At 52.0% G+C, this 25,556-nt stretch carries 24 protein-coding genes; 9 read left to right on the top strand and 15 right to left on the bottom strand.

From position 1 onward, the window contains the following. Positions 1-86: 86 nt before the first annotated feature. From OGY37_RS19250 to OGY37_RS19220, 7 genes are all read right to left on the bottom strand, one after another. Positions 87-809: a cysteine hydrolase family protein gene (locus OGY37_RS19250; protein WP_103014827.1), complete on the bottom strand. Its 723-nt coding sequence runs from the start codon at positions 807-809 to the stop codon at positions 87-89. Positions 810-972: 163 nt separating this feature from the next. After that, positions 973-1,824: an iron/manganese ABC transporter permease subunit SitD gene (gene sitD / locus OGY37_RS19245; protein ID WP_032944764.1), complete on the bottom strand. Its 852-nt coding sequence runs from the start codon at positions 1,822-1,824 to the stop codon at positions 973-975. Next, a complete protein-coding gene (gene sitC / locus OGY37_RS19240) occupies positions 1,821-2,678 on the bottom strand; it encodes an iron/manganese ABC transporter permease subunit SitC (RefSeq protein WP_286621582.1) in 858 nt (285 codons plus the stop codon). Before sitC ends, sitD begins: the two co-directional genes overlap by 4 nt. Positions 2,679-2,680: 2 nt before the next feature. Continuing rightward, positions 2,681-3,496, bottom strand: coding sequence for an iron/manganese ABC transporter ATP-binding protein SitB (sitB, locus tag OGY37_RS19235; RefSeq protein ID WP_003825870.1), 816 nt, complete (start codon positions 3,494-3,496; stop codon positions 2,681-2,683). Then, positions 3,493-4,410: a metal ABC transporter substrate-binding protein gene (locus OGY37_RS19230; protein ID WP_286621578.1), complete on the bottom strand. Its 918-nt coding sequence runs from the start codon at positions 4,408-4,410 to the stop codon at positions 3,493-3,495. The genes sitB and OGY37_RS19230 overlap by 4 nt, the downstream gene beginning before the upstream one ends. 182 nt (positions 4,411-4,592) lie before the next feature. Further along, the gene (locus OGY37_RS19225; RefSeq protein WP_286621576.1) at positions 4,593-5,366 is read right to left on the bottom strand and encodes an SGNH/GDSL hydrolase family protein; all 774 of its coding nucleotides are present in this window, start codon (positions 5,364-5,366) and stop codon (positions 4,593-4,595) included. Between the two features lie 10 nt (positions 5,367-5,376). Next, positions 5,377-6,417, bottom strand: coding sequence for a porin (locus OGY37_RS19220; RefSeq protein WP_032944758.1), 1,041 nt, complete (start codon positions 6,415-6,417; stop codon positions 5,377-5,379). A gap of 405 nt (positions 6,418-6,822) precedes the next feature. Between OGY37_RS19220 and OGY37_RS19215 the strand changes: the two genes are divergently transcribed. Continuing rightward, positions 6,823-8,193 carry a class-II fumarase/aspartase family protein gene (locus OGY37_RS19215; RefSeq protein ID WP_286621574.1) on the top strand — a complete coding sequence of 457 codons (1,371 nt, stop codon included), beginning with the start codon at positions 6,823-6,825 and terminating at the stop codon, positions 8,191-8,193. A gap of 46 nt (positions 8,194-8,239) precedes the next feature. Here OGY37_RS19215 and OGY37_RS19210 read toward each other — a convergent pair whose 3' ends face one another. Continuing rightward, entirely contained in the window at positions 8,240-9,133 is an 894-nt protein-coding gene (locus OGY37_RS19210) for a MurR/RpiR family transcriptional regulator (RefSeq protein ID WP_003825882.1), read from the bottom strand. Between the two features lie 354 nt (positions 9,134-9,487). Between OGY37_RS19210 and dcuC the strand changes: the two genes are divergently transcribed. The 3 genes from dcuC (at position 9,488) to OGY37_RS19195 (ending at position 13,032) form a co-directional block, all read left to right on the top strand. After that, the gene (gene dcuC, locus OGY37_RS19205) at positions 9,488-10,855 is read left to right on the top strand and encodes a C4-dicarboxylate transporter DcuC (protein WP_003825883.1); all 1,368 of its coding nucleotides are present in this window, start codon (positions 9,488-9,490) and stop codon (positions 10,853-10,855) included. A 51-nt stretch (positions 10,856-10,906) separates the two neighbouring features. Beyond that, the gene (locus OGY37_RS19200; protein ID WP_198579482.1) at positions 10,907-12,601 is read left to right on the top strand and encodes an NAD-dependent malic enzyme; all 1,695 of its coding nucleotides are present in this window, start codon (positions 10,907-10,909) and stop codon (positions 12,599-12,601) included. Between the two features lie 86 nt (positions 12,602-12,687). After that, positions 12,688-13,032 carry a nitrous oxide-stimulated promoter family protein gene (locus tag OGY37_RS19195; RefSeq protein WP_003825888.1) on the top strand — a complete coding sequence of 115 codons (345 nt, stop codon included), beginning with the start codon at positions 12,688-12,690 and terminating at the stop codon, positions 13,030-13,032. A gap of 122 nt (positions 13,033-13,154) precedes the next feature. On the opposite strand, the gene OGY37_RS19190 is transcribed toward OGY37_RS19195, so the two are convergent. The 7 genes from OGY37_RS19190 to hypA all read right to left on the bottom strand — a co-directional run bounded on the left by OGY37_RS19190 (position 13,155) and on the right by hypA (position 19,666). Continuing rightward, entirely contained in the window at positions 13,155-13,583 is a 429-nt protein-coding gene (locus OGY37_RS19190; RefSeq protein WP_148361555.1) for a TOBE domain-containing protein, read from the bottom strand. 44 nt (positions 13,584-13,627) lie between these two features. Continuing rightward, positions 13,628-15,706 (bottom strand): formate hydrogenlyase transcriptional activator FlhA, encoded by a 2,079-nt coding sequence (gene flhA, locus OGY37_RS19185; RefSeq protein ID WP_032944751.1) that lies wholly within the window; start codon positions 15,704-15,706, stop codon positions 13,628-13,630. Positions 15,707-15,926: 220 nt separating this feature from the next. Then, on the bottom strand, positions 15,927-16,937 hold the full coding sequence (gene hypE, locus OGY37_RS19180; protein ID WP_003825897.1) for a hydrogenase maturation carbamoyl dehydratase HypE: 1,011 nt from the start codon (positions 16,935-16,937) through the stop codon (positions 15,927-15,929). Then, complete coding sequence (hypD, locus tag OGY37_RS19175) at positions 16,934-18,055, bottom strand: hydrogenase formation protein HypD (protein WP_003825899.1); 1,122 nt, start codon at positions 18,053-18,055, stop codon at positions 16,934-16,936. Before hypD ends, hypE begins: the two co-directional genes overlap by 4 nt. Further along, complete coding sequence (gene hypC, locus OGY37_RS19170) at positions 18,056-18,328, bottom strand: hydrogenase 3 maturation protein HypC (RefSeq protein ID WP_003037411.1); 273 nt, start codon at positions 18,326-18,328, stop codon at positions 18,056-18,058. Then, entirely contained in the window at positions 18,319-19,191 is an 873-nt protein-coding gene (hypB, locus tag OGY37_RS19165) for a hydrogenase nickel incorporation protein HypB (protein ID WP_003037409.1), read from the bottom strand. The genes hypC and hypB overlap by 10 nt, the downstream gene beginning before the upstream one ends. A gap of 103 nt (positions 19,192-19,294) precedes the next feature. Further along, positions 19,295-19,666, bottom strand: a complete 372-nt coding sequence (gene hypA, locus OGY37_RS19160) for a hydrogenase maturation nickel metallochaperone HypA (protein ID WP_003825904.1) — start codon at positions 19,664-19,666, stop codon at positions 19,295-19,297. Positions 19,667-19,864: 198 nt separating this feature from the next. Between hypA and hycA the strand changes: the two genes are divergently transcribed. The 5 genes from hycA (at position 19,865) to hycE (ending at position 25,554) form a co-directional block, all read left to right on the top strand. Next, positions 19,865-20,323 carry a formate hydrogenlyase regulator HycA gene (gene hycA / locus OGY37_RS19155; protein WP_003825906.1) on the top strand — a complete coding sequence of 153 codons (459 nt, stop codon included), beginning with the start codon at positions 19,865-19,867 and terminating at the stop codon, positions 20,321-20,323. 143 nt (positions 20,324-20,466) lie between these two features. Continuing rightward, complete coding sequence (hycB, locus tag OGY37_RS19150; RefSeq protein ID WP_137376250.1) at positions 20,467-21,078, top strand: formate hydrogenlyase subunit HycB; 612 nt, start codon at positions 20,467-20,469, stop codon at positions 21,076-21,078. Next, a complete protein-coding gene (gene hycC, locus OGY37_RS19145) occupies positions 21,075-22,901 on the top strand; it encodes a formate hydrogenlyase subunit 3 (RefSeq protein ID WP_286621570.1) in 1,827 nt (608 codons plus the stop codon). The genes hycB and hycC overlap by 4 nt, the downstream gene beginning before the upstream one ends. Positions 22,902-22,903: 2 nt before the next feature. Further along, a complete protein-coding gene (locus tag OGY37_RS19140; protein ID WP_003825914.1) occupies positions 22,904-23,827 on the top strand; it encodes a respiratory chain complex I subunit 1 family protein in 924 nt (307 codons plus the stop codon). 17 nt (positions 23,828-23,844) lie between these two features. Then, a complete protein-coding gene (gene hycE, locus OGY37_RS19135) occupies positions 23,845-25,554 on the top strand; it encodes a formate hydrogenlyase subunit HycE (protein WP_003037393.1) in 1,710 nt (569 codons plus the stop codon). Positions 25,555-25,556 lie beyond the last annotated feature (2 nt).

Genomic DNA, 25,556 nt, shown 5'->3' with positions numbered 1-25,556 from the left:
TCCGCGCTTAATGAAATTTATTTTGATGGCTAATGGATAAGCGATGTTGTACATACAATTACCCTCGGTAACCGTACTCATAGCTATTACTTAGCTGCTGCCTTTACCTTTTCAACCGTGGTATCGGTGTCCCATAAATCATTGGCAATGATGCGGTAGTTGGTTAGAGCGGCGAGATAACCGTCACCTTCCGGAATGCGCGGACCCGCTGTCGCATCTTTAACGACGACAACTTCAAAACCTTGCTCAATCAATTCACGCATATGGGATTCAATACACAGATTGGCAGCCATACCGGCGAGAATAACCTGTGAGACACCGCGTTTTCTTAATTGCAGTACCAGGTCGTTGGTTTCTGGTCCGAAAATCTTATGCGGTGAGGCAATGACCGTTTCGCCATCATAAATATATGGCTTAAACTGCGGTAAAAAGTCTGCGCCGGAATTTTCAAAATTTTCCATTGTCAGTGGACCTTTACGATTGAACATTCCAGTGCCGTGCATAAATGTTTCTCCCGGTGCGGTAGATTGCCATTTATGGTCGTGCGGAAAGTAATAATGCGGAGAGATAAAAACAGGCATTTGTGCTTCTTTTGCCATTTTGAACAACGTCTCGAGATTTTCTACGGTATTATTTTCAATAATGCTGTCTTTGAAAACCTCCCAGCCAATACCCTGAGGGCTTAAAAAATCGATCTGTGGATCGACTACCACCAACGCAGCTTCCTTATTATTAAGTGTTATACCTTTGCGTGGTAAGCCATAGGCCTCTGGTTCAGAATAGATTTCTGACATGCTCATCTTGCTCATAAAATTTACCTGTATTTTTATCTAATGTGATAGTGACTATCTGATTATTAAATAGCGCTGGTAAATATGGCATGGTTTCAGAACGGGGCATTTGTTCAGGACGCTGGGAATATTGTCATTACGTATTCTAAAAACGATAGCGGGCATATCACTGCCCACTCCATCAGAGGTCGTATTGCTGGCGTCGCCGTTCTAAACGACGATCGCGCAGGGTGGAATAAATAAAGGTCATCACAAACAGTAGCGAAAATAGTACGACGATGGTGGGGGCCGGTGCACTGTCGATGAAAAAAGACAGGTACACGCCCATAAACGAGGTAACGACCGACATAATCACCGCCAGCCACAAGGCGTGGGAAAATTTCCGCGTCATTAAAATCGCAATGGCGCCAGGCGCAATCAGTAAGGAGATCGACAAAATAATCCCTACTGATTTTAGCGTGGCGACAATCGTCAGGGCGATCATGCACAGCAGGCCGTAATGTAGCAGCGCAGTATTAAGCCCACTGGCCTTTGCCTGATGCGGGTCGAACGCATGCAGCAGCAGATCTTTCCACTTAAGCCCAATAATAAGCGCTATCCCAAGCGTAATAACCGCGGTTTGTATGATGTCGCTGAACGATACGCCCAGCATGTCGCCGAACAGAATATGATCGAGATGGACCTCTGACTGGATAGAGACGTAGAGCACCAGTCCTGCACCAAACATGCCGGAAAAGACGATTCCCATCAGGGTATCGCGTTTGATGCGGCTGTTATCGTCGAGATAACCCGTCGCCACCGCACAGAACAGCCCGGCGATAAATGCGCCAATTGCCAGTGGGATGCCCGCAATCCACGCCAGTACAATTCCCGGGAAAACCGCGTGGCTCATTGCATCGCCCATCAGAGCCCAGCCTTTGAGTACTAAAAATACAGACAGCAGCGCGCAGGGCACGGCGACAATGGTGGAGATGACCAGCGCATTGACCATAAAACCAAACTGAAAGGGTTCCAGCAGCGTTGTTAAGATCATACTGACTCCTTGTTCACCAGACGGGTGCGGCGGCGATTCGCCAGCAGACCGTGTTTTGGCGCGAAGACAAATGCCAGCAGGAACAGCAGCGTTTGCAGAACGACAATAATTCCGCCGGTTGCACCGTCCAGCCAGTAGCTCAGCCAGGCGCCGAAAAAGCTGGTCAGGCTGCCAATAGCTACGGCGATAGTGAGCAGGCGTGGAAAACGATCGGTCAGCAGCCAGGCCGTTGCACCTGGCGTAACCACCAGGCAAATCACCAGAAACGCGCCGACGGTTTGCAGCGCGGCGACTGTGGAAACGGAGAGCAGCGTAAAAAATAACAGCTTCAACCGGCCCGGATTCAGACCGATAGAGCGCGCGTGGTTTTCATCAAAAAAAACCACCATCAGATCTTTCCACTTCAAAAACAGGATGGTTAGCGAAATAACCCCGATGATGGCCAGTTGTAGAATATCTTCTGGCGCAATCGCCAGCACGTTGCCGAGAATAATGGTCTGAATGTTCACCGACATCGGATTGAGCGACACCATAAACAGCCCGATACCGAAAAAAGACGAAAAAATCAGTCCGATAATCGCATCTTCCTTCAGGCGCGAACGTTGATTAAGAAACAGCATACTGCCCGCCGCCAGTCCGCCGGAAAGGAATGCGCCAAGCGCGAAGGGAAGCCCTAACATATAAGCGCCTGCCACGCCCGGAACGATAGAATGCGACAGCGCATCGCCAATCAGCGACCAGCCTTTGAGCATCAGATAGCAGGAGAGAAACGCGCACAGGCCGCCGACCATCGCCGAGACCCACATGGCGTTGAGCATGTACTGGTAGCCAAACGGCTCCGTTAGCCAGTTCATGGTTATTCCCCCTCGTTTGCCGTGCGTCGAGAAATAAACGGGCGTTCATCATCGGTAATCACGTGCTGTTCACCGCCGCTCAGCGCAACGTGACGCAGTACGCCGCTGAATGCCAGTTCAAGATTCTCGGGGGTAAAGGTGGTTTCGGTGGGGCCACTTGCCAGCACCGTGCCCTTAATCATCACCGTGTAATCACAAAACTCAGTGACGGATCCCAAATTATGGGTAGAGACCAGCATGGTTCGACCCTCATCACGCAGTTCACGCAGCAGGTCGATGATCCGGGCCTCGGTTTTTACATCCACACCGGTAAAGGGTTCATCCAGTAAAATAACCTGTCCGTCCTGTGCGATGGCCCTTGCCAGAAAAACACGCTTTTTCTGCCCACCGGACAGTTCACCTATCTGACGATGGCGATAATCCAGCATATCAACCCGCGCCAGCGCCGCATCCACGCAGGCGTGGTCAATTTGTTTTGGTCGACGCAGCCAGCCCATATGGCCAAAGCGTCCCATCATCACCACATCTTCCACCAGTACCGGAAACGACCAGTCCACCTCTTCTGACTGGGGGACATAGGCGATCAGATTCTGTTTGAGCGCCTTATTTACCGGCTGTTGCAGAATTGAGATTTCCCCCTGCGCCAGGCGGACAAAACCCATCAGCGCTTTAAAAAGCGTTGATTTTCCTGAACCGTTTACGCCGACCAGAGCGGCAATTGAGCCGCCCGGAACCTGAAAAGTGGCGTCCCGCAATGCGGTATGACCATTGCGATACGTCACCGTAACCTGATTTACGGTAATCGCAGAGTGACTCATGGTTGGCTCTCCAGACCCTTGTTGATGCCGTTAACAATGGTTTGCGTGGTGACGCGCAGTAAATCCAGATAGGTCGGTACCGGACCGTCGGCTGCACTGAGCGAATCGACATACAGCACGCCGCCGTAATGTGCGCCAGACTCACGGGCAACCTGACGCGCAGGTTTGTCGGACACGGTGCTTTCGCTAAATACCGTTGGGATATGATGCGCTCTGATGGCATCGATAACCTTGCGTACCTGCTTGGGCGTACCTTGCTGATCGGCGTTGATCGGCCACAGATACAGCTCCTTGAGATTGTTATCACGAGCTAAATAAGAGAATGCGCCTTCGCTGGTGACCAGCCAGCGTTTATCAGCAGGGAGCTTTGCCAGTTCTGTGTGCAGTGGCGCCAGGGTCTGCTGGATTTTCGCTTTATAATTCTGCGCATTATTCTTGTAGGTTGCGGCATTGTCCGGATCGTATTTGATCAGCGCATCACGAATGTTATCCACGTAGATAAGCGCGTTCTCCGCTGACATCCAGGCGTGCGGGTTTGGTTTACCGTTGTACGGCCCTTCGCTGATGCCCATTGGTTGCACGCCGTGTGAGACCATCACTTCCGGTACGCCGGACAAATTTTGGTAGAAGCGGGCAAACCATAGTTCGAGGTTAAGACCGTTGGAGAGAATAAGCTGCGCGCCTTGTGCCCGTTTAATATCGCCTGGGGTTGGTTGATATTCGTGAATTTCAGCACCCGGTTTGGTGATAGAACTAACGTCCGCCACGTCGCCTGCCACATTGCTTGCCATATCGGCAATCACCGTAAAGGTGGTTACCACTTTGAATTTTTCTTTCGCCCAGGCGGGTGACAGCGTCAGCGCTGTTAACACGCTGGCAAGGAGAAATGACTTCAGATGGGGCAGATGCGGCATAGTATCCCTCGCAACAAAATGGTTAATTTATCATCGAATATAGCCTTTGCTATGTTATATAGCACATGGCATAAATAAATGAAAATAATTCTTATTTGCGTAGGTTGCTAAGGAATAGACGGGGGATAATGTATTTTACGCCGGCACGATTGCCGGCGTGTTGGGGATGAATAACCCGGTGATTATGACTTTTGGAACTCAGTAACGGTTTCCCATGCTACCTGTTGTAACGCTTTGGCGGTGGCAGGGGTCATGTCCGTATCAACAGGAAGCGCGCCGCCGACTGGAGACTGGTTATACAGGGTAGCGAAGAATACACAGGCAGCGAGATACGTACCAGAAATAGAAGGGTGGACACCATCATGATAATACAGGTTGATTTCCGGATGGGTCTTGCGCGCTTTCTCGAAAGCCAGACCTACCGGAGCCACATATCCCCCCGTTTTTTGCGCAATCGAGATATAAGCGTCCGCCAGTTTTTGGCTGTCTTCGGGTTTAGCTTTCTTCGGCCAGGTCATGAAATAGACAACTTTTGCACCTGCTTTATGCGCCATTTCAGCCATTTGGATGGCAGAGTCAATGAAGTTTTGTCGGGTACTTTCTTTCTTTGAAATCGTTTCTGTGGAGTTTCCCTGTAGCACCACCACATCCCATTTCTGTAGTGTGTTCTGGTAGCGCATATTCTCAATTTGCCAGCCTAAATGACCGCTGGAAATCGTGATCCCCCGATATTTATAGCCTTTGGCATGATCAGGCAGTAAAGACTGCGTCAAATCCCGTAATCGGGTATTGATATTATTGTTATAGAACGTGAACGAGTTACCATAAAGCGCGACGATTTTATTCTCGCCATCCATTTTTGCATGTGCGGAAGGCGCTAACAACGTATCCGCGTGAGCGCAGATACTGCTCAGTGCCAGGGCCGTTGCTGTGGCAAGCAAAGTTATCTTTTTCATCGGTTATCTCTTAGAAATCATAACGAAGTCCAACGATGAGCGCATCATCATTGGTTTTTTTGTTCTTACTGGCGAATTCTTTATCGTAAGTAAATGATAACCACGTATCTTCAGCCAATGTTAATTGTGCTTCAGCACGCCAGTCTTCTTTTTCCGCAATATCTTTACCATCTTCATTTAAAAAACTATATCCGGTGAGAACTTTGACGGTGCCAAAATTGTAGGAAATAAGTGAATCCATCCCTTTATAATTATTATCGCTTTTGTTATCGCGAGAAATAGAAGTACGCAATGCGGTTACCGCGACTTCATAGGCTTTATAGCTGAGTTGTAATCCTCCCATAATTTGATCGTTTTGATTACGCCCATCGGTGGTCACTACGCCATCCTGTCGTTTGTAGCGACTGGCCGCGAGTGCTGGTGTAATTCTAAAATCACCAAATTTGAAAGACTTGCGATAGCTGGCCATCGCGCCGTAATCCAGGGCTTCGTTATCGCTGTTGCCATTACCGGAAACCCATGCCAACTGAATTTCATTGCCAGCAAATTTGGCGTTCCACTGTACGGTGCCGTCCTGTCGGTTGAACTGGTACGAATCATCAATGGTTGTAATGCCATAGCTGTAGATATTAGGGGTGAAATTTTTGTACTTATCGGTCATTTTCATTACCTGATACAACGGGTTTTTGGTTCTCCCGGTGATCAGTTCACCCCATGTTTTATTTGACAGACCGACATAGGAATAGCGGGCCTCCATATCGCTTTCACCGGTATTGTTATCATTTTTTTCGGTACGCACCTGCCATTCCAGGCGACCCACGATTTTGGTATCTGGCAAAAGATCCAGATCTCGGGTGAGGTAAATACCTACACGACCACCCAGATCGCTTCGGCTTTCACTGCCAGCAAATGAATTCTGGCCACTCGCAATTTTACCCTCAACGCGGCCATAGATATCCAGCGTATTTCCATCCTTATTATAGACGTTTAAGGCGAACGCCGAGGAACTCATACCCATTAGTAATATTAGTGAATAGTTTTTTAGCTTCATGTCATCCCTCAAACCAGCATTAGTTTCCTGACCATAAAATAAAGTTCACAGCGGGGTGATTGTTTGTGAAAAAGGAATGACAGCGGTATGGGAATTATTTTTTCTCGTAGTGAAATGTGATTATTCACGCATAAATATCACTAATTTTATTATTGTATTAATGGTTCTTATATTTAATGCGCGTTTTTGTTGAAATATTACACCTGTTTGGAATGTAATTCGCAAATTACTGTGAAGTACATCGCATTTCTACTTGATGGAAAAAATGAAAATGGGAATATTGTATTCTCATAGCCGTTTTTGGGGTGGGAATACTATTTTCCCCTATAATCTGGAAAACAGATCCTGCAAAATTGATTAATCACATTTCGATTATGACGCATTCATTGGCCGGAGAGGCGCTGTATGTTCGGTAAGCAAACAACGGTATTTGATTCTGATCTTTATTCTTCATTGTTCACCCAGGGGCGGATGCGGGAAATATGGTCTGACGACAATCTGCTGCGGTGTTGGTTGCGGTTTGAGGCAACAGTCGCTCGCGTGCAAGGCGAGCTGGGCATTATCCCTGAGCAAGCCGCCGTCGAAATTGAAAAAACGTGCAGGGAAATACAGATAGATTGGCCGGCCCTTGCACAGGAAACACAGACGGTTGGTATGGCGATAAAACCGCTGATCGATCAGATTTCTGCTTGCGGTACACCGTTAGTAAGTCAGTTTCTGCACTGGGGATGTACTACCCAGGACCTGCTGGACTCTGGCATGGCGATGAGACTGCAACAAACGTTGCAGCTGCTGCGCGAGCAATTGCTCGATGTTGGCGAAGCGATGAAAGCGATGGCAATACGTCATACCAGAACGGTGATGGTTGCGCGCACCAATTCGGTGGATGCCTCTGCGACAACATGGGGGCTGCATGTTTGCAGTTATCTGGCAGAGATTAACCGCCATCTGATAAGACTTCAGCAGCTGTACCCGCGTGCGGTCACCGGGCTTTTTGGCGGCGCGGTAGGTAATCTGGCCTCCGTAGGCGAGCAGGGAATGGAAACGCGTGAACGGCTGATGCGAGCGCTGGGTCTGAACGTACCCTGCGGTATTAATAATGCCAGCCAGGATGCGGTTGTTGAAGTTGTGCAGTTTTTTGCCCTTGTTCACGGCACGCTATGTCGTCTGGCCAACGATGTCGAAACAATGGGACGCACGCCGATTGCTGAAGTGCTTGAGGGCGAAGGTGGTGGAGGGTCGAGCACGATGCCGCACAAAGTTAATCCGCGTGCCAGTAACATGATGCAAACACTGGCAAGGATGGGATGGATGTATGCGTCTGGCGCCCCGGCAATGCTGGATCAACAGGATGTGCGAGCCGCCTCAATGAGGGTTTTAAACTGGACAATCCTCCCGGAGGCCTCAAATGCTTTATCGACCAGCCTGACACGCGCAAAGAATCTGCTTTCGCATCTCATCATTAATGAAGAGAAGATGCGTGCTAATTTCGATTGCTCAAAGCACTTTATTATGTCGGAATCACTGACGATGAAACTTGCCGCCAAAATTGGCAGAGAGTCCGCCTATAACGTAGTGAAAAACCTGCTAAAGCATGCAACTGGAGAGCACAGCTTCATGGAGATCGTGCAGGCTAGCCCGGAAATCCGCGCATCATTGTCTGTAGAGGAAATTACCGCTGCCTGCGAGCCGCTGTCATATATCGGGGCTAACGACGCGCTAATCGCTGAAACTATAGCTGAGTTCGATCGCGTGAAAACCGCAGAGATAGCTTGATTCGTCATGTTGCCAGGAGTGAGAATACTTCTGGCGGCTGGCGGAGCTAAGTGTTGTGTGCTGATGCAGAAAACGTTTCGAAAAAGACAAATAATTCCTCCAGTTGGGCAAAATTCCCCTCGTTATCTCCTTTCTCGTAAGCCAAATGCAATATGAGTTCGATAAAAAAGAAGCCGAGTATACGGCTTTGAAAAATGGACTGTACGTCGCTGGGAAGAACAAACTGCAGATCGCAGAACTTGCCGTAAGGGTTCGCTTCTGAATTGGTAACCAGTACCACGACGGCATTCTTTTTTCTGAACCACTTTGCAATATTGAGGGCAACCCGATTAAATCGATAGTAGGAGAACACAATCAGGACATCCTCTTCCTCAATATTGATGAGACATTTGGGGAGTTCGCTGATGTCCGTCGGTAACAGGGTGATGTCACTGCGAAAGTACTTTAGCAGTGTACAAAAATGCGTTGCCATTGCATGAGATGATGACGGGCCGACGACATAAATATGACGTTGATTGTTCAGTACCAGATCGATAAACGCATTAAGGCTTTCAATATCGATATTATTTTTAAATTGATTAAATAATTCTGATACTTTATGGGTGAAATCAGTAACGATACTTTCAGTGGTAATGCTGGGATTGTTACGTAGTTTGATGTTTTTCTCAAAAGGTGCGGATATTTTATTTTTTGACAGCGTAATGTCTAATGCTTTGCGAAAAGCGGCGTAACCCGTAAACCCAATCTTATTTAAAAATCGGCCAATGGTTGCTTTGCTTACCATCGCATTTTGCGAGAGGTCAACAATGCCATGATAGGGAAGTTCATTGAAGTGTTTATTAATGTACTCATTGAGTCGGCACTCAGATTCAGTTAGATCACCCATATTAAGAGTAAGTAAGTTATACTCATCCAGACTTAACGTGTTTTTTTTGTACATGGATAACACCCGATGACTATTGTATATCAACGTTGTTATAGGGTAATACACTTTCGACGTCAATCATAGAATGAATATGTTGGAAACCCGCACCCAGCCTTTTCTGAGGTCTGCGACTACATTCAGATGTAGTTGCGATCTTACTCACAAAAAGAGGTGGGAAAACACCTTTCCCGTATTTTACAACCACACAACCCATTACAATTAAATCTCAATATTTGAGTATGTAATACGATAGATTTACGTACATATTATAGCTGCTTATATATGGGGGTGATTTTTTACTATCCTATATAAGCTATGATGATATGACAGGTAACCCTACCCGATTTGTATGGCATAGGAATTGTTATTATGACGGCGTTTATTATAGCAATAGTGATAACAGTTATTGCTGCATGGTTAATTGTGAAAAATTATCAGCCGCAAACTGTTTTATTACTCGCAGGACTGGCATTATTGACCATTACCGTACTGTTTTATCCTGAAAACAGCATTCTCTACGATAAAGCAAAATCCACGGGGTCAACCTGGTTGGATATCTTTAGCTTTGCAAAAGAATCGCTCACCACACAAATTGCAGGTATTGGTCTTATCATCATGGCTGCGGGTGGATTTGCCAGCTATATGGATCACATTAAAGCGTCGAATGCGATGGTCAATATGTGCATTCGACCGCTGCAGGTGATTAAAGCGCCTTACCTGATCCTTGCGCTGGGGTATATCTGCGCACAGCTTCTGCATGTGGCAATTTCAAGTGCGGCGGGGCTGGCGATGTTGCTGTTGGTGACATTCTTCCCGGTTCTGGTTCGTCTGGGGGTCAGTAAAGCCTCTGCGGCCGCGATGATTGGTCTGTGCGCGTTTATGGATCTAGGGCCCGCGGTAGGTACTGCGAATCTGGCGGCTAAACATGCTGGCATGGAAAGCGCGATCTACTTTGCGCATTACCAGATGCCGGTGGCGGTGGTGGTGATGCTGGCCGTTGCGGTGGTGATTTACTTTACCGCGAAGTATTTCGACAAAAAAGATGGCTTCGTACCGGGAGCGCAAAGCGTGGCGCAAGCGGAAGAAGAAGGCCGAAAGGTACCCGCTATTTACGCGCTGTTACCCGTCCTGCCTGTCGTACTGGTGCTGGTCTTTAGCCCTTTGGTTATCAAGTCCATCAAAATAGACGTGGTCACGGCGATGATCCTTGGCGCTGTCGTCGCATTTTTCTTTGAACTGGTGGCTACTCGGGATTTCAAAAGCTGTTGCAAAGGAATACAGGTCTTTTTCAAAGGGATGGGCAGCATGTTTACCAGCATCGTTTCCTTGCTGGTGTGTGCGGATATCTATGCCCAGGGGCTGCAGAAAATTGGCGCGGTGGACTACCTGTTACAGTCAGTGCAAAACGCAGGACTGGGCTTTACCAGTATGACGCTGGTGATGACCGCGCTGGTGGGCGTCACCGCCGTCCTGACAGGCTCTGGTGTTGCCGCCTTTTTCTCCTTCTCCGGCCTGGCCCCCTCCATTGCGGCAAAATTTGGTGAGAGCGCCGTTAATATGATCCTGCCTATGCAGTTAATGGCGGGAATGGGGCGCTCAATGTCTCCGGTGGCTGGAATCATTATTGCGGTGAGTAAAGCAGGAGAATGTTCGCCGTTTATGATCGTCAGAAGAACGCTGCTTCCAGCGCTGGCCGGTATCGCGGCGATGCTGGTTGCCAACTATGTCCTGATTTGAATCCCGGGAGCCTGCTAATGCAGGCTCTTATTTTTTATCTGGTTGTAATTTATGGATGGCAACGTGACAAACGATGTTTTATACGTCCCGTTTACGGGGAAGTTACTGCTTGAATCTCCGTTATTAAACAAGGGAAGCAGCTTCACGCAGCAAGAAAGGCATGACTTTAACCTGAGTGGGCTACTGCCTTGTGCCATTGAGAATATTGATGAACAAGCCGAACGGGCGTATCAACAATATCTTGAGGCTGAATCCCACAACGCTCGACATATTTACCTGCGTAATATCCAGGATACTAACGAAACGTTATTTTATTACCTGTTGAAAAAGCATCTTCCAGAGATGCTACCCATCGTTTATACCCCGGTAGTCGGGGCCGCCTGTGAAAAATTCTCGTGGATATATCGTCGTGCACGCGGTGTCTTTATCTCCTGGCCCGATCGTGATCGTATTGACGATATTTTGCATGATATTCCACGGCACGATATCAAGGTCATCGTCGTCACCGATGGTGAGCGCATTCTGGGGCTAGGTGACCAGGGCGTTGGCGGTATGGGGATTCCTATCGGGAAACTGTCGCTCTATACCGTCTGTGGCGGGGTAAATCCGGCGAATACGCTACCTATTCTACTGGATGTCGGTACGAACAATACGCGACTGCTTGACGATCCGCGCTATATCGGCTGGCGACATCCGCGCATAACTGGTGAAGACTACTTCGCATTTATAGGAATGTTTATTGCTGCCGTAAAACGGCGCTGGCCTAACGTTCTGCTGCAGTTTGAAGATTTTGCCCAGCATACTGCGGTGCCGCTGCTGGACCGTTATCGCGATGAGATGTGCTGTTTTAACGATGACATTCAGGGCACGGCGTCGGTGGCTCTGGCGACTCTGGTTGCGGCCTGCCGAGGCAGCGGTCGTGACTTCCGTCAGCAATCAATCGTAATTGTGGGGGCGGGTGCTGCGGGATGCGGGATTGCCCGGCATATTATTGCCTGTCGCATCAGTGAAGGAATGAGCGAGGCCGAAGCCAGACGGACCATTTTTATGGTGGATCGCGACGGTCTGGTGATGACCACCAATAATGCCTTAGCTGATTTCCAGCAACCGCTGGCGCAGTCTCCCGAGGCTGTATCTGACTGGCAGTATGAGGGGCTGGCACCGTCGCTACTGGAGGTTATCCACAATGCCAAGCCCACGGTGATGCTGGGGGTGTCGGGTCAGGCTGGATTGTTCTCGCAGGAAGTCATTAGCACGATGTACCAATACTGCGGCCGCCCGATCGTTATGCCGTTGTCGAATCCCACTTCGAGAATGGAAGCGCGACCAGAAGATATCATTCGCTGGACCGAAGGGCAGGCCATCATCGCGACCGGCAGTCCCTGCGATGCGGTTGAATTTAATGGACGCTCCATTCCGGTGGCGCAGTGCAATAACGTGTATGTTTTCCCGGCCATCGGTCTGGGGGCCATCGCCAGTGGCGCGACACGCGTAACAGAGGCTATGCTGATGGCGGCAAGCCGTGCGCTGGCCGATGCTTCCCCGTTAGTGCGTATCGGGGAAGGCGCTCTGTTGCCGGAGATTGGGACAATCGGTGAGGTGACCCGCAGCATTGCCTTTGAGGTCGGTAAGGCGGCACAGCAGTCGGGCGTGGCAGAGAAGATGAGCGACGACGCGCTGTTGCAAAGCATCAAAGATAACTTTTGGTTACCACACTACCGTCCTTATAAACGTAGGGCAATTTAGCCGCTGTGACGAGTAAGCGGTACTCGGGTCTTGGTTGCCTTCATGATTAAGGTGTATTATTTATGCAACTTAACTATGGAGGCATCATGTCCGGCAAACGTATTGCACGTGAAAAAATGACGATCCAGAGAATGATTTCGCTCTACGAGAGCCAGTGCCCGCAGGCTTCAGACGAACCGGGGCATTATGATGCGTTGTTTGCCTATGCGCAAAAGCGCCTCGACAAGTGCGTATTTGGTGAGGAAAAACCAGCCTGCAAACAGTGTCCGGTACACTGTTATCAGCCTGCTAAACGCGAAGAGATGAAGCAAATTATGCGTTGGGCTGGACCTAGAATGCTCTGGCGTCACCCGATCCTGACAGTGCGTCATCTGATTGATGACAAACGTCCGGTTCCGGAATTACCTGAGAAATATCAGCGCAAGAAGTAATCTGGTAATTTTGTGCCGGATGGCGGCGATGCCTTATCCGGCCTACAAGAGCAAGTGCATTGTCGCGTAGGCCCGATAAGCGTAGCGCCATCGGGCATTAACTATCCGGTACCGAATGGCGATTACGCTTTGGTGGCAATCAGAATAGCTGAGGCTTTGATCAGCGCAACAACGCGGCTTCCCTGGCTCAGTTTCATCTCTTGCTGACTTTCGTTGGTGACGACAGCAACAATTTCAAAGCCTGCGTCAGTTTTGATATGTACCGTGGCGTTGACTGCGCCTTCGGTGACCTGGGAAACACTGCCAGCAAACTGGTTGCGGGCAGAGAACTTCAGACCGCAGTCTTCAGTTGCCAGCGTCACCCATGGCGCTTTAATCAGGGCAATAGCTTCTTTCCCTTTCGCCAGACCCAGCGCCTGCTGGCTGCTATGGGTTACAATCGCGACCAGTTTCGCGCCGCCATCCAGCGTCAGTTCAACTTCATCATTCACTGCGCCTGTAGCGACTGCGCTCACCGTACCGGTTAATTGATTACGTGCTGATACCGCCATACTGCCTCCTTTCGTTGAGATATCACCCAGTATAGCCACACTAGCTAAACCAGTGCATCCTTATCAATACCCAATCTCTTCATGCGTGAGAGTAACGTGGTACGTTTCAGCCCCAGCCTTTGTGCCGCGCCTTTGGGACCGGCAACCACCCCGTTGGTTTCTTTCAGTACGCGCATAATCAACTGGTATTCATCTTCACCGTCCTGTGCAACTTCGGTTGCCACCGGAGGCGTAGACGGCGTCAAAGGGGCAATATCCGGAAGGGACAGTTGCAGTACGTTGCCCCGGGTAAGCAGAACCGCACGTTCCACCACGTTTTCCAGCTCACGCACGTTACCCGGCCATTCCATACAGCTCAGCGTGCGCAGAGCCTCGGCGGGAATACTGTCGATATTGCGTCCCATCCGACGAGCAATTTTAAAGGTGAAGGCTTTTACCAGCAGCGGAATATCTTCCGGGCGCTCACGCAGCGGCGGCAGATGGATCGGGAAGACGTTCAGTCGGTAATACAGATCGTTACGAAATTCGCGATCGGCAACCATCTTCTTCAGATCGCGGTTGGTCGCGGCGATCAAGCGCACGTCGGTCTGGATCAGCTTATTACTGCCCAGGCGTTCAAATTCCTGCTCTTGCAGAACCCGCAGTAGCTTAGGTTGAAGCTCCAGCGGCATATCGCCAACTTCATCGAGGAACAGCGAACTTTTATCTGCCAGCTCGAAACGACCAATCCGCTGCGTGCTGGCACCGGTAAACGCGCCACGCTCGTGACCAAACAGATCGCTTTCCAGTAATCCGGCAGGCATTGCCGCGCAGTTCATCTTCACCATCCGACGGGCGTTACGTCCGCTCAGGTTGTGAATGGCTCGTGCGATCAGCTCTTTACCCGTTCCGGTCTCACCCAGAATCAAGACGGTGCTGTCGCTTTGCGCCACCATTTCGACCTGCTTGAGTACGCTGTACATCGCTTCGCTGCGACCAATGATTTCGCCGAACTCACTCTCTACGTTGTTGAGTTGTTCAGTCAACGCCAGGTTTTCATCGACCAGACGTTCCTTCAGGCGGTGGATCTCCTGATAGGCGAGGGCGTTATCCACGGCAATTGCCACACGCTCGGCAATCTGGCGCAATAGCTTGAGGTTGGCGGTAGTGAAAACTTTCTCTTCGCACTGTGCCAGTTTGAGTACGCCGAGCATAGTATTGCCGGACATCAGCGGTAGCAGACACAGGGTTTGTAGCTGGTTGCCCCAGGTTTCGAACAGCATCCGTTCGTAAGGGGCAAGGATGTCACGTTCGCTCAGGTTAATCAGCAGCATCTCTTTGCTTTTGAAGACCCGTTCAGAGAGCGTGCCCGCTTCGTCCACTTCACTCTGTTCGTGTGCCGGATGATGTTCATCCAGATAGTGGGTGGAATAGATACTGAGTTTATTTTTGCGATCGCTGCGTAACACGATGCTGATGGCATCGATGTCGAAGTAGTGGTGGATCTCTTTGGCGACTTCGCTGACCAGCTCATCAATATCCAGTCGGGAGAGCACGGCATTGGTGATGGCGACCAGGATGCGAAAGTTGTCACGCTCACGACACAGCAGATCGTAATCGACGTTGTTGCTGACTCTGCTTTGAATTTGTTCAGCAACGACGCCGACTATCTGAGTGAAGGTCTGTAGACGGTTATATTCTTTTTCACTCCACGGACGGTCTTCGTTACGGATGAATTCGCAACCGCCAAAGATGCGCCCATCTGCCGCCAGCGGCAGCAGGCAGTAGTGGCCAAATTCAGAATACAGTCCACCTGAAGCCAATTGTGGCCATGTTTCCGTAAACTCATGATAGTTGCAGTGCAACGCATCAGGGCGAGACAAAATACGGCGTACCGGACCATGTGCCAGCACCGTTTCGTCTTCATAATCGATGGGTTTACCATTTTCACGCGTTGCAAAATAACGCGCACGTTGCGTTTGTGCCTGCCATAAGACAATAGCCGCGCAGTCGGCCAGCGCTGAACGCTTGACCAGCTGCGAAAGCGCCTCGCTAAGAGACGGGAGATCGGGCTGCTGTAATAATGTACGAGTAATATCGAACAGGCCTTGCTGTCCGAGGTCACTCATCGGTGTATACGACATATTGCTTTTCCAGGGAAAGCACCGCAGAACGGTGCGAAAACGGTAAATGAATTATAGGTATAAGTCGTAAATTATTGCCGGATGGCCTGCCACTGAACTGGCCAGGATATACAATCCGTTGGCCCGATCAGCAAAGCGGTATCAGGCATAATGCAGCATTAACGCCGGATGTTGACGCTAATGCGTCTTATCCGGCCTACAGCATGCTGCCAACCGGCTGCTAGCATATACGAGGTAATGGTTCGGCGTGTGGTAAATCGAGGGTTCGTTTCACGCCGTAGAGTCCGGCAAGACGAACACCTTTGCGTTCGACCACTTCACCAATCATTGCAGCATCGCACCCTAAAGGATGCGCGCGCAGCGCGGCAAGTACGGTTTCAGCAGCCTGGCGTTCAACGGCAATCACCAGTTTGCCTTCGTTAGCAAAGTTGAGCGCATCCAGACCCAGCAGCTCGCAAACGCCACGCACCGCAGGCTTCACGGGCAGGGCAGCTTCAGACAGCTCAATACCAAATCCGCATGCAGCGGCAAATTCATGCGTGACCGCATTCACGCCGCCACGGGTGGCGTCACGTAGCGCCTTCACGCCAGGAATATCACGCAGCGTCTGGATAAGCGGCGTTAATACCGCGCAATCGCTGACCAGTTCGCCATCCAGACCTAGCTGTTCACGTAGGTTAAGGATAGTTGCGCCGTGATCGCCAAGAGAGCCACTTACCAGCAGCACATCACCCACGCTGAGAGTCTGTGCACCCCAGTGAATGTTGGCGGGAATTGCCCCCATTCCGGCAGTGTTAATGAACAGCTTGTCTGCTGCACCACGCTGCACGACTTTGGTATCGCCAGTCACGATGGCGATACCTGCTTCGCGTGCGGTTGCTGCCATGCTGTTAACAACGGTTTTCAGTGTCTCCATCGGCAGGCCCTCTTCGAGGATAAAACCGCAGGAGAGGTAGCGTGGAATAGCTCCGCTGACCGCCACGTCGTTAGCCGTACCGCAGATGGCCAGCTTGCCGATATTGCCGCCGGGGAAGAACAATGGATCGATAACGTAGCTGTCAGTTGAAAACGCCAGACGGTCGCCTTCTGCCACCAGTTGTGCCAGTTCCAGACGCGCTTGATCTTCTTGTTCCGCCAGCCACGGATTCGCGAAAGCCTCCATAAACAGACTGTTGATCAACTGCTGCATAGCCTGACCGCCGCTACCGTGGGCGAGTTGTACGCTGTTCATGCTTCACACTCCTGCTGACGATACTGATACCAGGCGGCACATGCGCCTTCTGAGGAGACCATCAGGGCGCCAAACGCGGTCTCCGGGTTACACGTTTTGCCAAATAACGGGCACTGATGTGGTTTACATCTGCCCGTCAGCACTTCCCCACAACGCGCGCGCGGATCGTCATACACCTGCTGCGGCGCTGGCTGGAAATGTGCTTCGGCATCAAAGCGCTGATAGTCCGGCGTCAGGTGAACGCCAGAGGATTCGATAACGCCCAGACCGCGCCATTCGCTGTCACCATTGACGCAGAACACCTCGGCAATGGCCTGTTGCGCTAACGCGTTACCGGCATCCGGTACCACGCGGCGGTACTGGTTTTCTACTTGGCTTTGGGCTGCAATTTTCTGCTCAATTAACATCACTACGCCTTGCAGGAGATCAAGCGGTTCGAAACCGGCGACCACCAGCGGGCGATGGAAATCTGAAGCAATGAAGTTGTAGGCGTCGGTGCCAATCACCATGCTGACGTGGCCCGGTGCTAAAAAGGCGTCGATACCGTTGTCCGGCTGTTCCAGCAGGCTACGCAGCGTAGGGATAAGCGTGATGTGCTGGCAGAAAAAGTAAAAGTTCTGCACGTCACGCTGCTTTGCCTGTTGCAGGGTGATAGCGGTCGTTGGCATTGTGGTTTCAAAACCCAGGCCAAAGAACACCACTTTACGCGTTGGGTTTTCCTGCGCCAGCTTCAGTGCATCCATCGGTGAATAGACAATACGGATATCCGCACCGCGCGCCTTGGCTTGCAGCAGAGAGCCTTGCTTACCCGGGACGCGCATAGCGTCGCCAAAGGTGCAGAAAATCACTTCTGGATGGCTGGCAATTTCTACACAGCTGTCGATTCTGCCCATCGGCAGAACGCAAACCGGGCAACCCGGACCATGAATAAACTCCACGTTTTCCGGTAACAACTGGTCGAGCCCGAATTTGAAGATAGCGTGGGTATGACCACCACAAACTTCCATGATTCGCAGCGGGCGTTCAGCCGTGTAGGAGAGGTGGGCGGCACGTTCACACAGGTGCTCTATCAACTGCATCACCTGCTCTGGTGCGCGGTATTCGTCAACAAAACGCATTTATTTTTCCTCGCCGTACAGCAACGCGCCGACATCCGGCTCAACGTCAAACATGTTTTGCAGCGCGTCGAGCGTATCGCGCGCTTCAGCTTCATTAATGATGCTCATGGCAAAACCGACGTGGACCAGCACCCACTGGCCGAGGCGCGGTTGGCCATGTTCATCACAGCTACCGACCAGCGTCAGGTCAACGTCGCGCTGAATACCGCAAACGTCGACTTTGGCCTGGTTGCCATCAATGGTGCGGATTTGACCCGGAACACCTATGCACATCGCTGCGTCTCCAGCCAGGAGAGCCATTGATCCATCCCTTCACCACTGGTGGCGGAAATTAGGATAATCTCAATCCCCGGGTTCACTTCCCGGGCGCTGGCGATGCATTTTTCAACGTCAAAATTGAGGTACGGCAGTAGATCCACTTTGTTGAGCAGCATCAGCGATGCGGCGGCAAACATATGCGGGTATTTCAGCGGTTTGTCTTCACCTTCGGTTACTGAAAGCACGGCCACTTTATGGCGCTCGCCGAGGTCGAAGCTGGCCGGGCAGACCAGGTTGCCGACGTTTTCAATGAACAGAATACCGTTATCGTCAAGCGGCAAACGCGGCGCGGCGTCGGCAATCATTTGTGCGTCAAGGTGGCAACCTTTACCGGTGTTGACCTGAATGGCGGGTGTGCCAGTGGCGCGAATACGGGCGGCATCGTTCACCGTCTGCTGGTCACCTTCAATAACGGCGCACGGCACGCTATCTTTCAGCTTCATCAGCGTTTCGGTCAGCAGGGTGGTTTTACCAGAGCCCGGGCTTGAAACAAGGTTCAGTACCAGATGCTGACGGGCCGCAAAGCGGGCACGGTTGCGCTCGGCGAGGCGGTTGTTTTTGTCCAGTACGTCAATTTCCACTTCCAGCATACGGCGTTGGCTCATACCTGGTGCGTGGGTTCCTGCCTCACCGTGACCGTAGTGCAAATCGCCTTCTTCGGTCTGGCTCGGTGTGAAATTTGAGGTCTTCACACCGGTAATATTCAGCGCCGGACGAGCCGCTGGGGCAAATGGCGCGCTGCGAAACGCCGAGTGGGGATTATGCTCATCACCCTCTATATACAGGTTGCCTTCAGCGCAACCACATGTCGTACACATCGCTCACTCCTGATCTTTTTACTTGCGATACATCTGTTGCCGGATGGCTGCGTTGCCTTATCCGGCCTACAAACGAGCTCTTTCTGTAGGCTGGATAAGACGCTTAGGCGTCGCCATCCGGCGCTGGAGTTTCATCTATTTCAATACGTCGAATCTGTAAGCCGTCATCGGCCACAATTCTCAGCATATCGCTGTTGCATTGCGGACATCGGCGCACGCGTTGCGTCAGTAACGTGACGTATTGCTGACAAGATTCGCACCAACATTCGGCTTCTTGTTCTTCGAGGTGGAGTTTACAACCTTCTGCAAGGGTCCCGCGGCATACCAGATCAAAACAAAAGGAGAGAGCGCTGGTTTCTACGCAAGAAAATGCGCCAATTTTGAGCCAGACCCCAGTTACTCGCTGAGCACCGTGTTGCGTGGCCTGTTGTTCAATCAATTCCAGTGCCCGTTGGCAGAGGGTTATTTCGTGCATACCGCCTCCTGTGAAGTTGCCGTATTAAAAGCAATAAGCATGCCAGGTTGATTTTTTTCATTTGTGACAATGACGACGATGACGAAATGACATGTCGTCACCCGCCTTTGATTTTTTATCTATATGAAAATTAATTGATTTAATTTTGGCATGAAATGTGCTTAAGGCTGTTCATCTCTGCTAAACGGGTAACCTGACATGACTATTTGGGAAATAAGCGAAAAAGCCGATTACATCGCTGAACGGCATCGTCGCCTACAGGACCAGTGGCGTATTTACTGCAACTCGCTGGTTCAGGGGATCACCCTGTCAAAAGCGCGTTTGCATCATGCGATGAGCTGCGCGCCGGACAAGGATCTCTGCTTCGTCCTTTTTGAACACTTCACTATCTACGTCACGCTGGCGGACGGCTTTAACAGCCATACCATCGAATACTACGTCGAAACGAAAGACGGTGATGATAAACAGCTGATTGCACAGGCAGAATTGACTATCGACGGTAAGGTCGATGAGCGTATTAGCAACCGCGATCGCGAGCAGGTGCTGGATCACTATCTCGAAAAAATCGCCACCGTCTACGACAGCCTGTACACCGCGGTTGAGAACAATATGCCGGTGAATTTAAGCCAGCTGGTTGAGGGACATAGCCCGGCTTAAGCCTCGGGTGCTGCCCACTTTGTCATGGTGCGGTCTACATACTGCATCACGACGTTTTAGGGAATGGGCATGTCGAAAAATGTCGAAATGACATTTGGTAGACATGTTTTCGTCAAAAATGACTATCACCTGAGGAATGCCTGGTGAATCGTTTTGTAATTGCTGACTCCACTCTTTGTATTGGCTGCCACACCTGTGAAGCCGCCTGCTCAGAGACACATCGCCAGCATGGCCTGCAGTCAATGCCGCGCCTGAAAGTGATGTTAAATGAAAAAGAATCCGCGCCGCAGCTTTGCCACCAGTGTGAAGATGCGCCTTGCGCCACCGTGTGTCCGGTTAATGCCATTAACCGCGTTGATGGCGCCGTACAGCTGAATGAAAGCCTGTGCGTAAGCTGCAAACTGTGCGGGATCGCTTGTCCGTTTGGCGCGATAGAGTTTTCCGGTAGCCGTCCGCTACACATTCCGGCAAACGCCAATACGCCAAAAGCGCCTCCGGCTCCGCCAGCGCCTGCTCGCGTGAGTTCGCTGTTGGACTGGGTTCCCGGCATTCGTGCCATCGCGGTGAAATGCGATCTGTGTAGTTTTGACGAGCAAGGTCCGGCCTGCGTGCGCATGTGTCCGACCAAAGCCCTGCACCTGGTGAGCAACATGGATATCGCCCGCGCCAGCAAACGTAAGCGTGAGCTGACTTTCAATACCGATTTCGGCGATCTCACCTTGTTTCAGCAGGCTCAGAGTGGGGATGCAAAATGAGCGCAATTTCACTGATTAACAGCGGCGTGGCCTGGTTTACAGCGGCTGCGGTTCTGGCATTTCTGTTTTCATTTCATAAATCGCTGAGCGGCTGGATTGCTGGCGTTGGCGGTGCGGTCGGCAGCCTGTGTACGGCAGCCGCTGGTTTTACCGTTCTGACTAATGTGCTGGCGGTGAGCGGCGTGATGCCGTTTATCGGCCACAGTCTGCAAGTGACGCCGCTGAATGCTATCTGGCTGATTACGCTGGGCCTGTGTGGCCTGTTTGTCAGCCTGTACAACATTGACTGGCATCGTCATCCGCAGGTGAAAGCTAACGGCCTGCTGGTGAATCTGCTGATGGCCGCGGCGGTATGTGCGGTGGTCGCCAGCAACCTCGGTACGCTGGTGGTGATGGCGGAAATCATGGCGCTATGTGCCGTGTTCCTCACCGGATGCAGTAAAGAAGGCAAACTGTGGTTTGCACTGGGGCGTATTGGTACGCTACTGCTGGCGGTCGCCTGCTACCTGGTGTGGCAACGTTACGGCACTCTGGAGCTGCGTCTTCTTGACCTGCGCACCCAGGAGCTGCCGCTCCGGTCTGACATCTGGCTGCTGGGCGTGGCAGGTTTTGGCCTGCTGGCCGGCATTATTCCGCTGCACGGTTGGGTGCCACAGGCACACGCCAATGCCAGCGCACCGGCTGCGGCGCTGTTCTCTACCGTCGTCATGAAGGTTGGTCTGCTGGGTATTCTCTCCCTGTCGCTGCTGGGCGGTAATGCGCCGCTGTGGTGGGGTGTTACGCTGCTGGTGCTGGGCATGATCACCGCGTTTGTTGGCGGTCTGTATGCGCTGATGGAGCACAACATCCAGCGTTTGCTGGCGTACCACACGCTGGAAAACATCGGCATTATTCTGCTGGGTCTGGGTGCTGGCGTGACCGGAATTTCCCTGAATCAACCGGCGCTGATTGCGCTGGGTTTGACCGGCGGTCTGTATCATCTGGTTAACCACAGCCTGTTCAAAAGCGTTCTGTTCCTGGGTGCTGGTAGTATCTGGTTCCGTACCGGTCATCGTGATATCGAAAAACTGGGCGGTATCGGTAAACGTATGCCGGTTATCTCGCTGGCGATGCTGGTTGGTCTGATGGCGATGGCCGCGCTGCCGCCGCTGAACGGTTTTGCCGGTGAGTGGGTTATCTACCAATCCTTCTTTAAGCTCGGCAATAGCGGCGCATTTGTCGGTAGCCTGTTAGGACCGTTGCTGGCGGTAGGGCTGGCAATTACCGGCGCGCTGGCGGTGATGTGTATGGCGAAAGTCTATGGCGTTACGTTCCTTGGCGCACCGCGCACGAAGGAAGCTGAAAATGCCTGCTGCGCGCCAATCCTGATGGGGGGGAGCGTCGTCGCGCTGGCTATCTGCTGCGTGATTGGCGGCGTTGCTGCGCCGTGGCTGCTGCCGATGATCTCCTCTGCCGTTCCGCTGCCGTTGGAAACCGCGAACACCACCGTTTCTCAGCCAATGATCACGCTGCTGCTGATCGCGTGTCCGCTGCTGCCGTTCATCATCATGGCCATTTTCAAAGGCAACCGTCTGCCGTCGCGTTCACGCGGTGCGGCGTGGGTGTGTGGTTACGATCACGAGCAGTCAATGGTGATTACCGCGCACGGTTTTGCCATGCCGGTGAAAGAAGCCTTTGCCCCGGTACTCAAACTGCGTAAATGGCTGAACCCGGTATCACTGGTTCCGGGCTGGCAGAATGCGGCTGCACCGGTGCTGTTCCGTCGCCTGGCGCTGATTGAGCTGGCGGTGCTGGTGGTGATTGTGGTTTCACGAGGAGCCTGAGAATGAGTGTTTTATATCCGTTAATTCAGGCGCTGGTGCTGTTTGCCGTTGCGCCGCTGCTGTCCGGTGTTACCCGCGTGGCGCGTGCGCGTTTGCACAATCGCCGCGGTCCGGGCGTTTTGCAGGAATACCGCGACATTATCAAACTGCTGGGCCGTCAGAGCATTGCGCCTGCGGATTCCAGCTGGGTTTTCCGCCTGACGCCGTTTGTGATGGTGGGCGTGATGCTGACTATCGCCACTGCGTTGCCGGTAGTGACCGTTGGCTCGCCGCTGCCACAACTGGGCGATCTGATCACCTTAATTTACCTGTTCGCCATCGCCCGTTTCTTCTTCTCTATCGCGGGACTGGATACCGGTAGCCCGTTTACCGCCATTGGCGCCAGCCGTGAAGCGATGCTCGGCGTGCTGGTTGAACCTATTTTGCTGCTGGGACTGTGGGTAGCGGCACAGGTTGCGGGTTCAACCCATATCAGCAATATCGCCGATACCATTTACCACTGGCCTGCTGCGCGCAGCATCCCGCTGATTCTGGCACTGTGCGCCTGTGCTTTCGCCACCTTTATCGAAATGGGCAAACTGCCGTTCGATCTGGCGGAAGCAGAGCAGGAGTTGCAGGAAGGTCCATTGACTGAATACAGCGGCAGCGGTTTTGCCGTGCTGAAATGGGGCATTAGCCTCAAACAGCTGGTCGTTCTGCAAATGTTCGTTGGCGTGTTCCTGCCGTGGGGACAGATGGAAACCTTCACCGCCGGTGGGCTGCTGCTGGCGCTGGTGATTGCCGTCGTCAAGCTGGTCCTCGGCGTGCTAGTCATCGCCCTGTTCGAAAACAGCATGGCGCGTCTGCGTTTTTGCGCCACTTCACGCGTGACCTGGGCCGGTTTTGGGTTTGCGTTTTTAGCGTTCGTCTCCTTGCTGGTGGCGTGATTTAAGAGAGTTTGAGCATGTCTGAAGAAAAATTAGGTCAACAATATCTCGCTGCGCTGCACCAGGCCTTTCCGGGCGTGGTGCTGGATGAAGCCTGGCAGACCAAAGATCAGCTGACGATCACCGTCAAGGTGAACTACCTGCCGGAAGTGGTTGAGTTCCTGTACTACAAACAGGGCGGCTGGTTATCCGTGCTGTTTGGTAACGACGAACGTCAGCTGTGCGGTCATTACGCCGTTTATTACGTGATGTCGATGGAGCAAGGCACCAAGTGCTGGATAACCGTCCGCGTTGAAGTCGATGCCAATAAACTGGAGTTCCCGTCCGTCACGCCGCGCGTTCCAGCAGCGGTCTGGGGCGAGCGTGAAGTGCGCGACATGTACGGTTTGATCCCGGTTGGTTTACCGGATGAGCGCCGTCTGGTGTTACCGGATGACTGGCCGGATGAACTCTATCCGCTGCGTAAAGACAGTATGGATTATCGTCAGCGCCCGGCGCCGACTACCGATGCTGAAACTTACGAGTTCATCAACGAACTGGGCGACAAGAAAAACAACGTGGTGCCGATTGGTCCGTTGCACGTCACCTCCGATGAACCCGGTCACTTCCGCCTGTTCGTTGACGGCGAGAACATTATCGACGCCGATTACCGTCTGTTCTATGTCCACCGCGGCATGGAGAAACTGGCGGAAACCCGTATGGGTTATAACGAAGTGACGTTCCTGTCGGATCGCGTGTGCGGCATCTGCGGCTTTGCGCATAGCACCGCTTATACCACCTCCGTTGAGAATGCGATGGGCATCGTGGTGCCGGAACGTGCGCAGATGATACGCGCCATTCTGCTGGAAGTTGAGCGTCTGCACTCGCACCTGCTCAACCTCGGCCTGGCCTGTCACTTCACCGGTTTTGACTCCGGCTTTATGCAGTTCTTCCGCGTGCGTGAAACGTCGATGAAGATGGCGGAGATCCTCACTGGGGCACGTAAAACCTACGGTTTGAACCTGATCGGCGGTATTCGTCGTGACCTGCTGAAAGAAGATATGATCCAGACCCGTCAACTAGCGCAGCAGATGCGTCGTGACGTGCAGGAACTGGTCGATATGCTGCTCAGCACGCCGAACATGGAACAGCGTACGGTTGGTATTGGTCGTCTGGATCCGGAAATTGCCCGTGACTTCAGTAACGTCGGCCCGATGGTTCGCGCCAGCGGCCACGCACGTGACACCCGCGCCGATCACCCGTTTGTCGGTTATGGTCTGCTGCCGATGGAAGTTCACAGCGAGCAGGGCTGCGACGTTATTTCTCGCCTGAAAGTCCGTATCAATGAAGTCTACACCGCGCTGAATATGATCGACTTTGGTCTGGATAACCTGCCGGGCGGCCCGCTGATGGTGGAAGGCTTTACCTATATTCCTCACCGTTTCGCACTGGGCTTTGCTGAAGCGCCGCGTGGAGATGACATCCACTGGAGCATGACCGGCGACAACCAGAAACTGTATCGCTGGCGCTGCCGTGCGGCGACTTACGCCAACTGGCCGACGCTGCGCTACATGCTGCGTGGCAATACCGTTTCCGATGCCCCGCTGATTATCGGTAGCCTCGATCCTTGCTACTCCTGTACTGACCGTATGACTGTGGTCGATGTGCGTAAGAAGAAGAGCAAAGTCGTGCCGTACAAAGAACTTGAGCGCTACAGCATCGAGCGTAAAAACTCGCCGCTGAAATAAGG

Origin of the sequence: Citrobacter sp. Cpo030 (assembly GCF_030333005.1) — a bacterium.
Classification (GTDB): domain Bacteria; phylum Pseudomonadota; class Gammaproteobacteria; order Enterobacterales; family Enterobacteriaceae; genus Citrobacter; species Citrobacter portucalensis.
The sequence above is the reverse complement of the archived record's forward strand: the minus strand, read 5'-3'. Positions and strand labels throughout refer to the sequence as shown.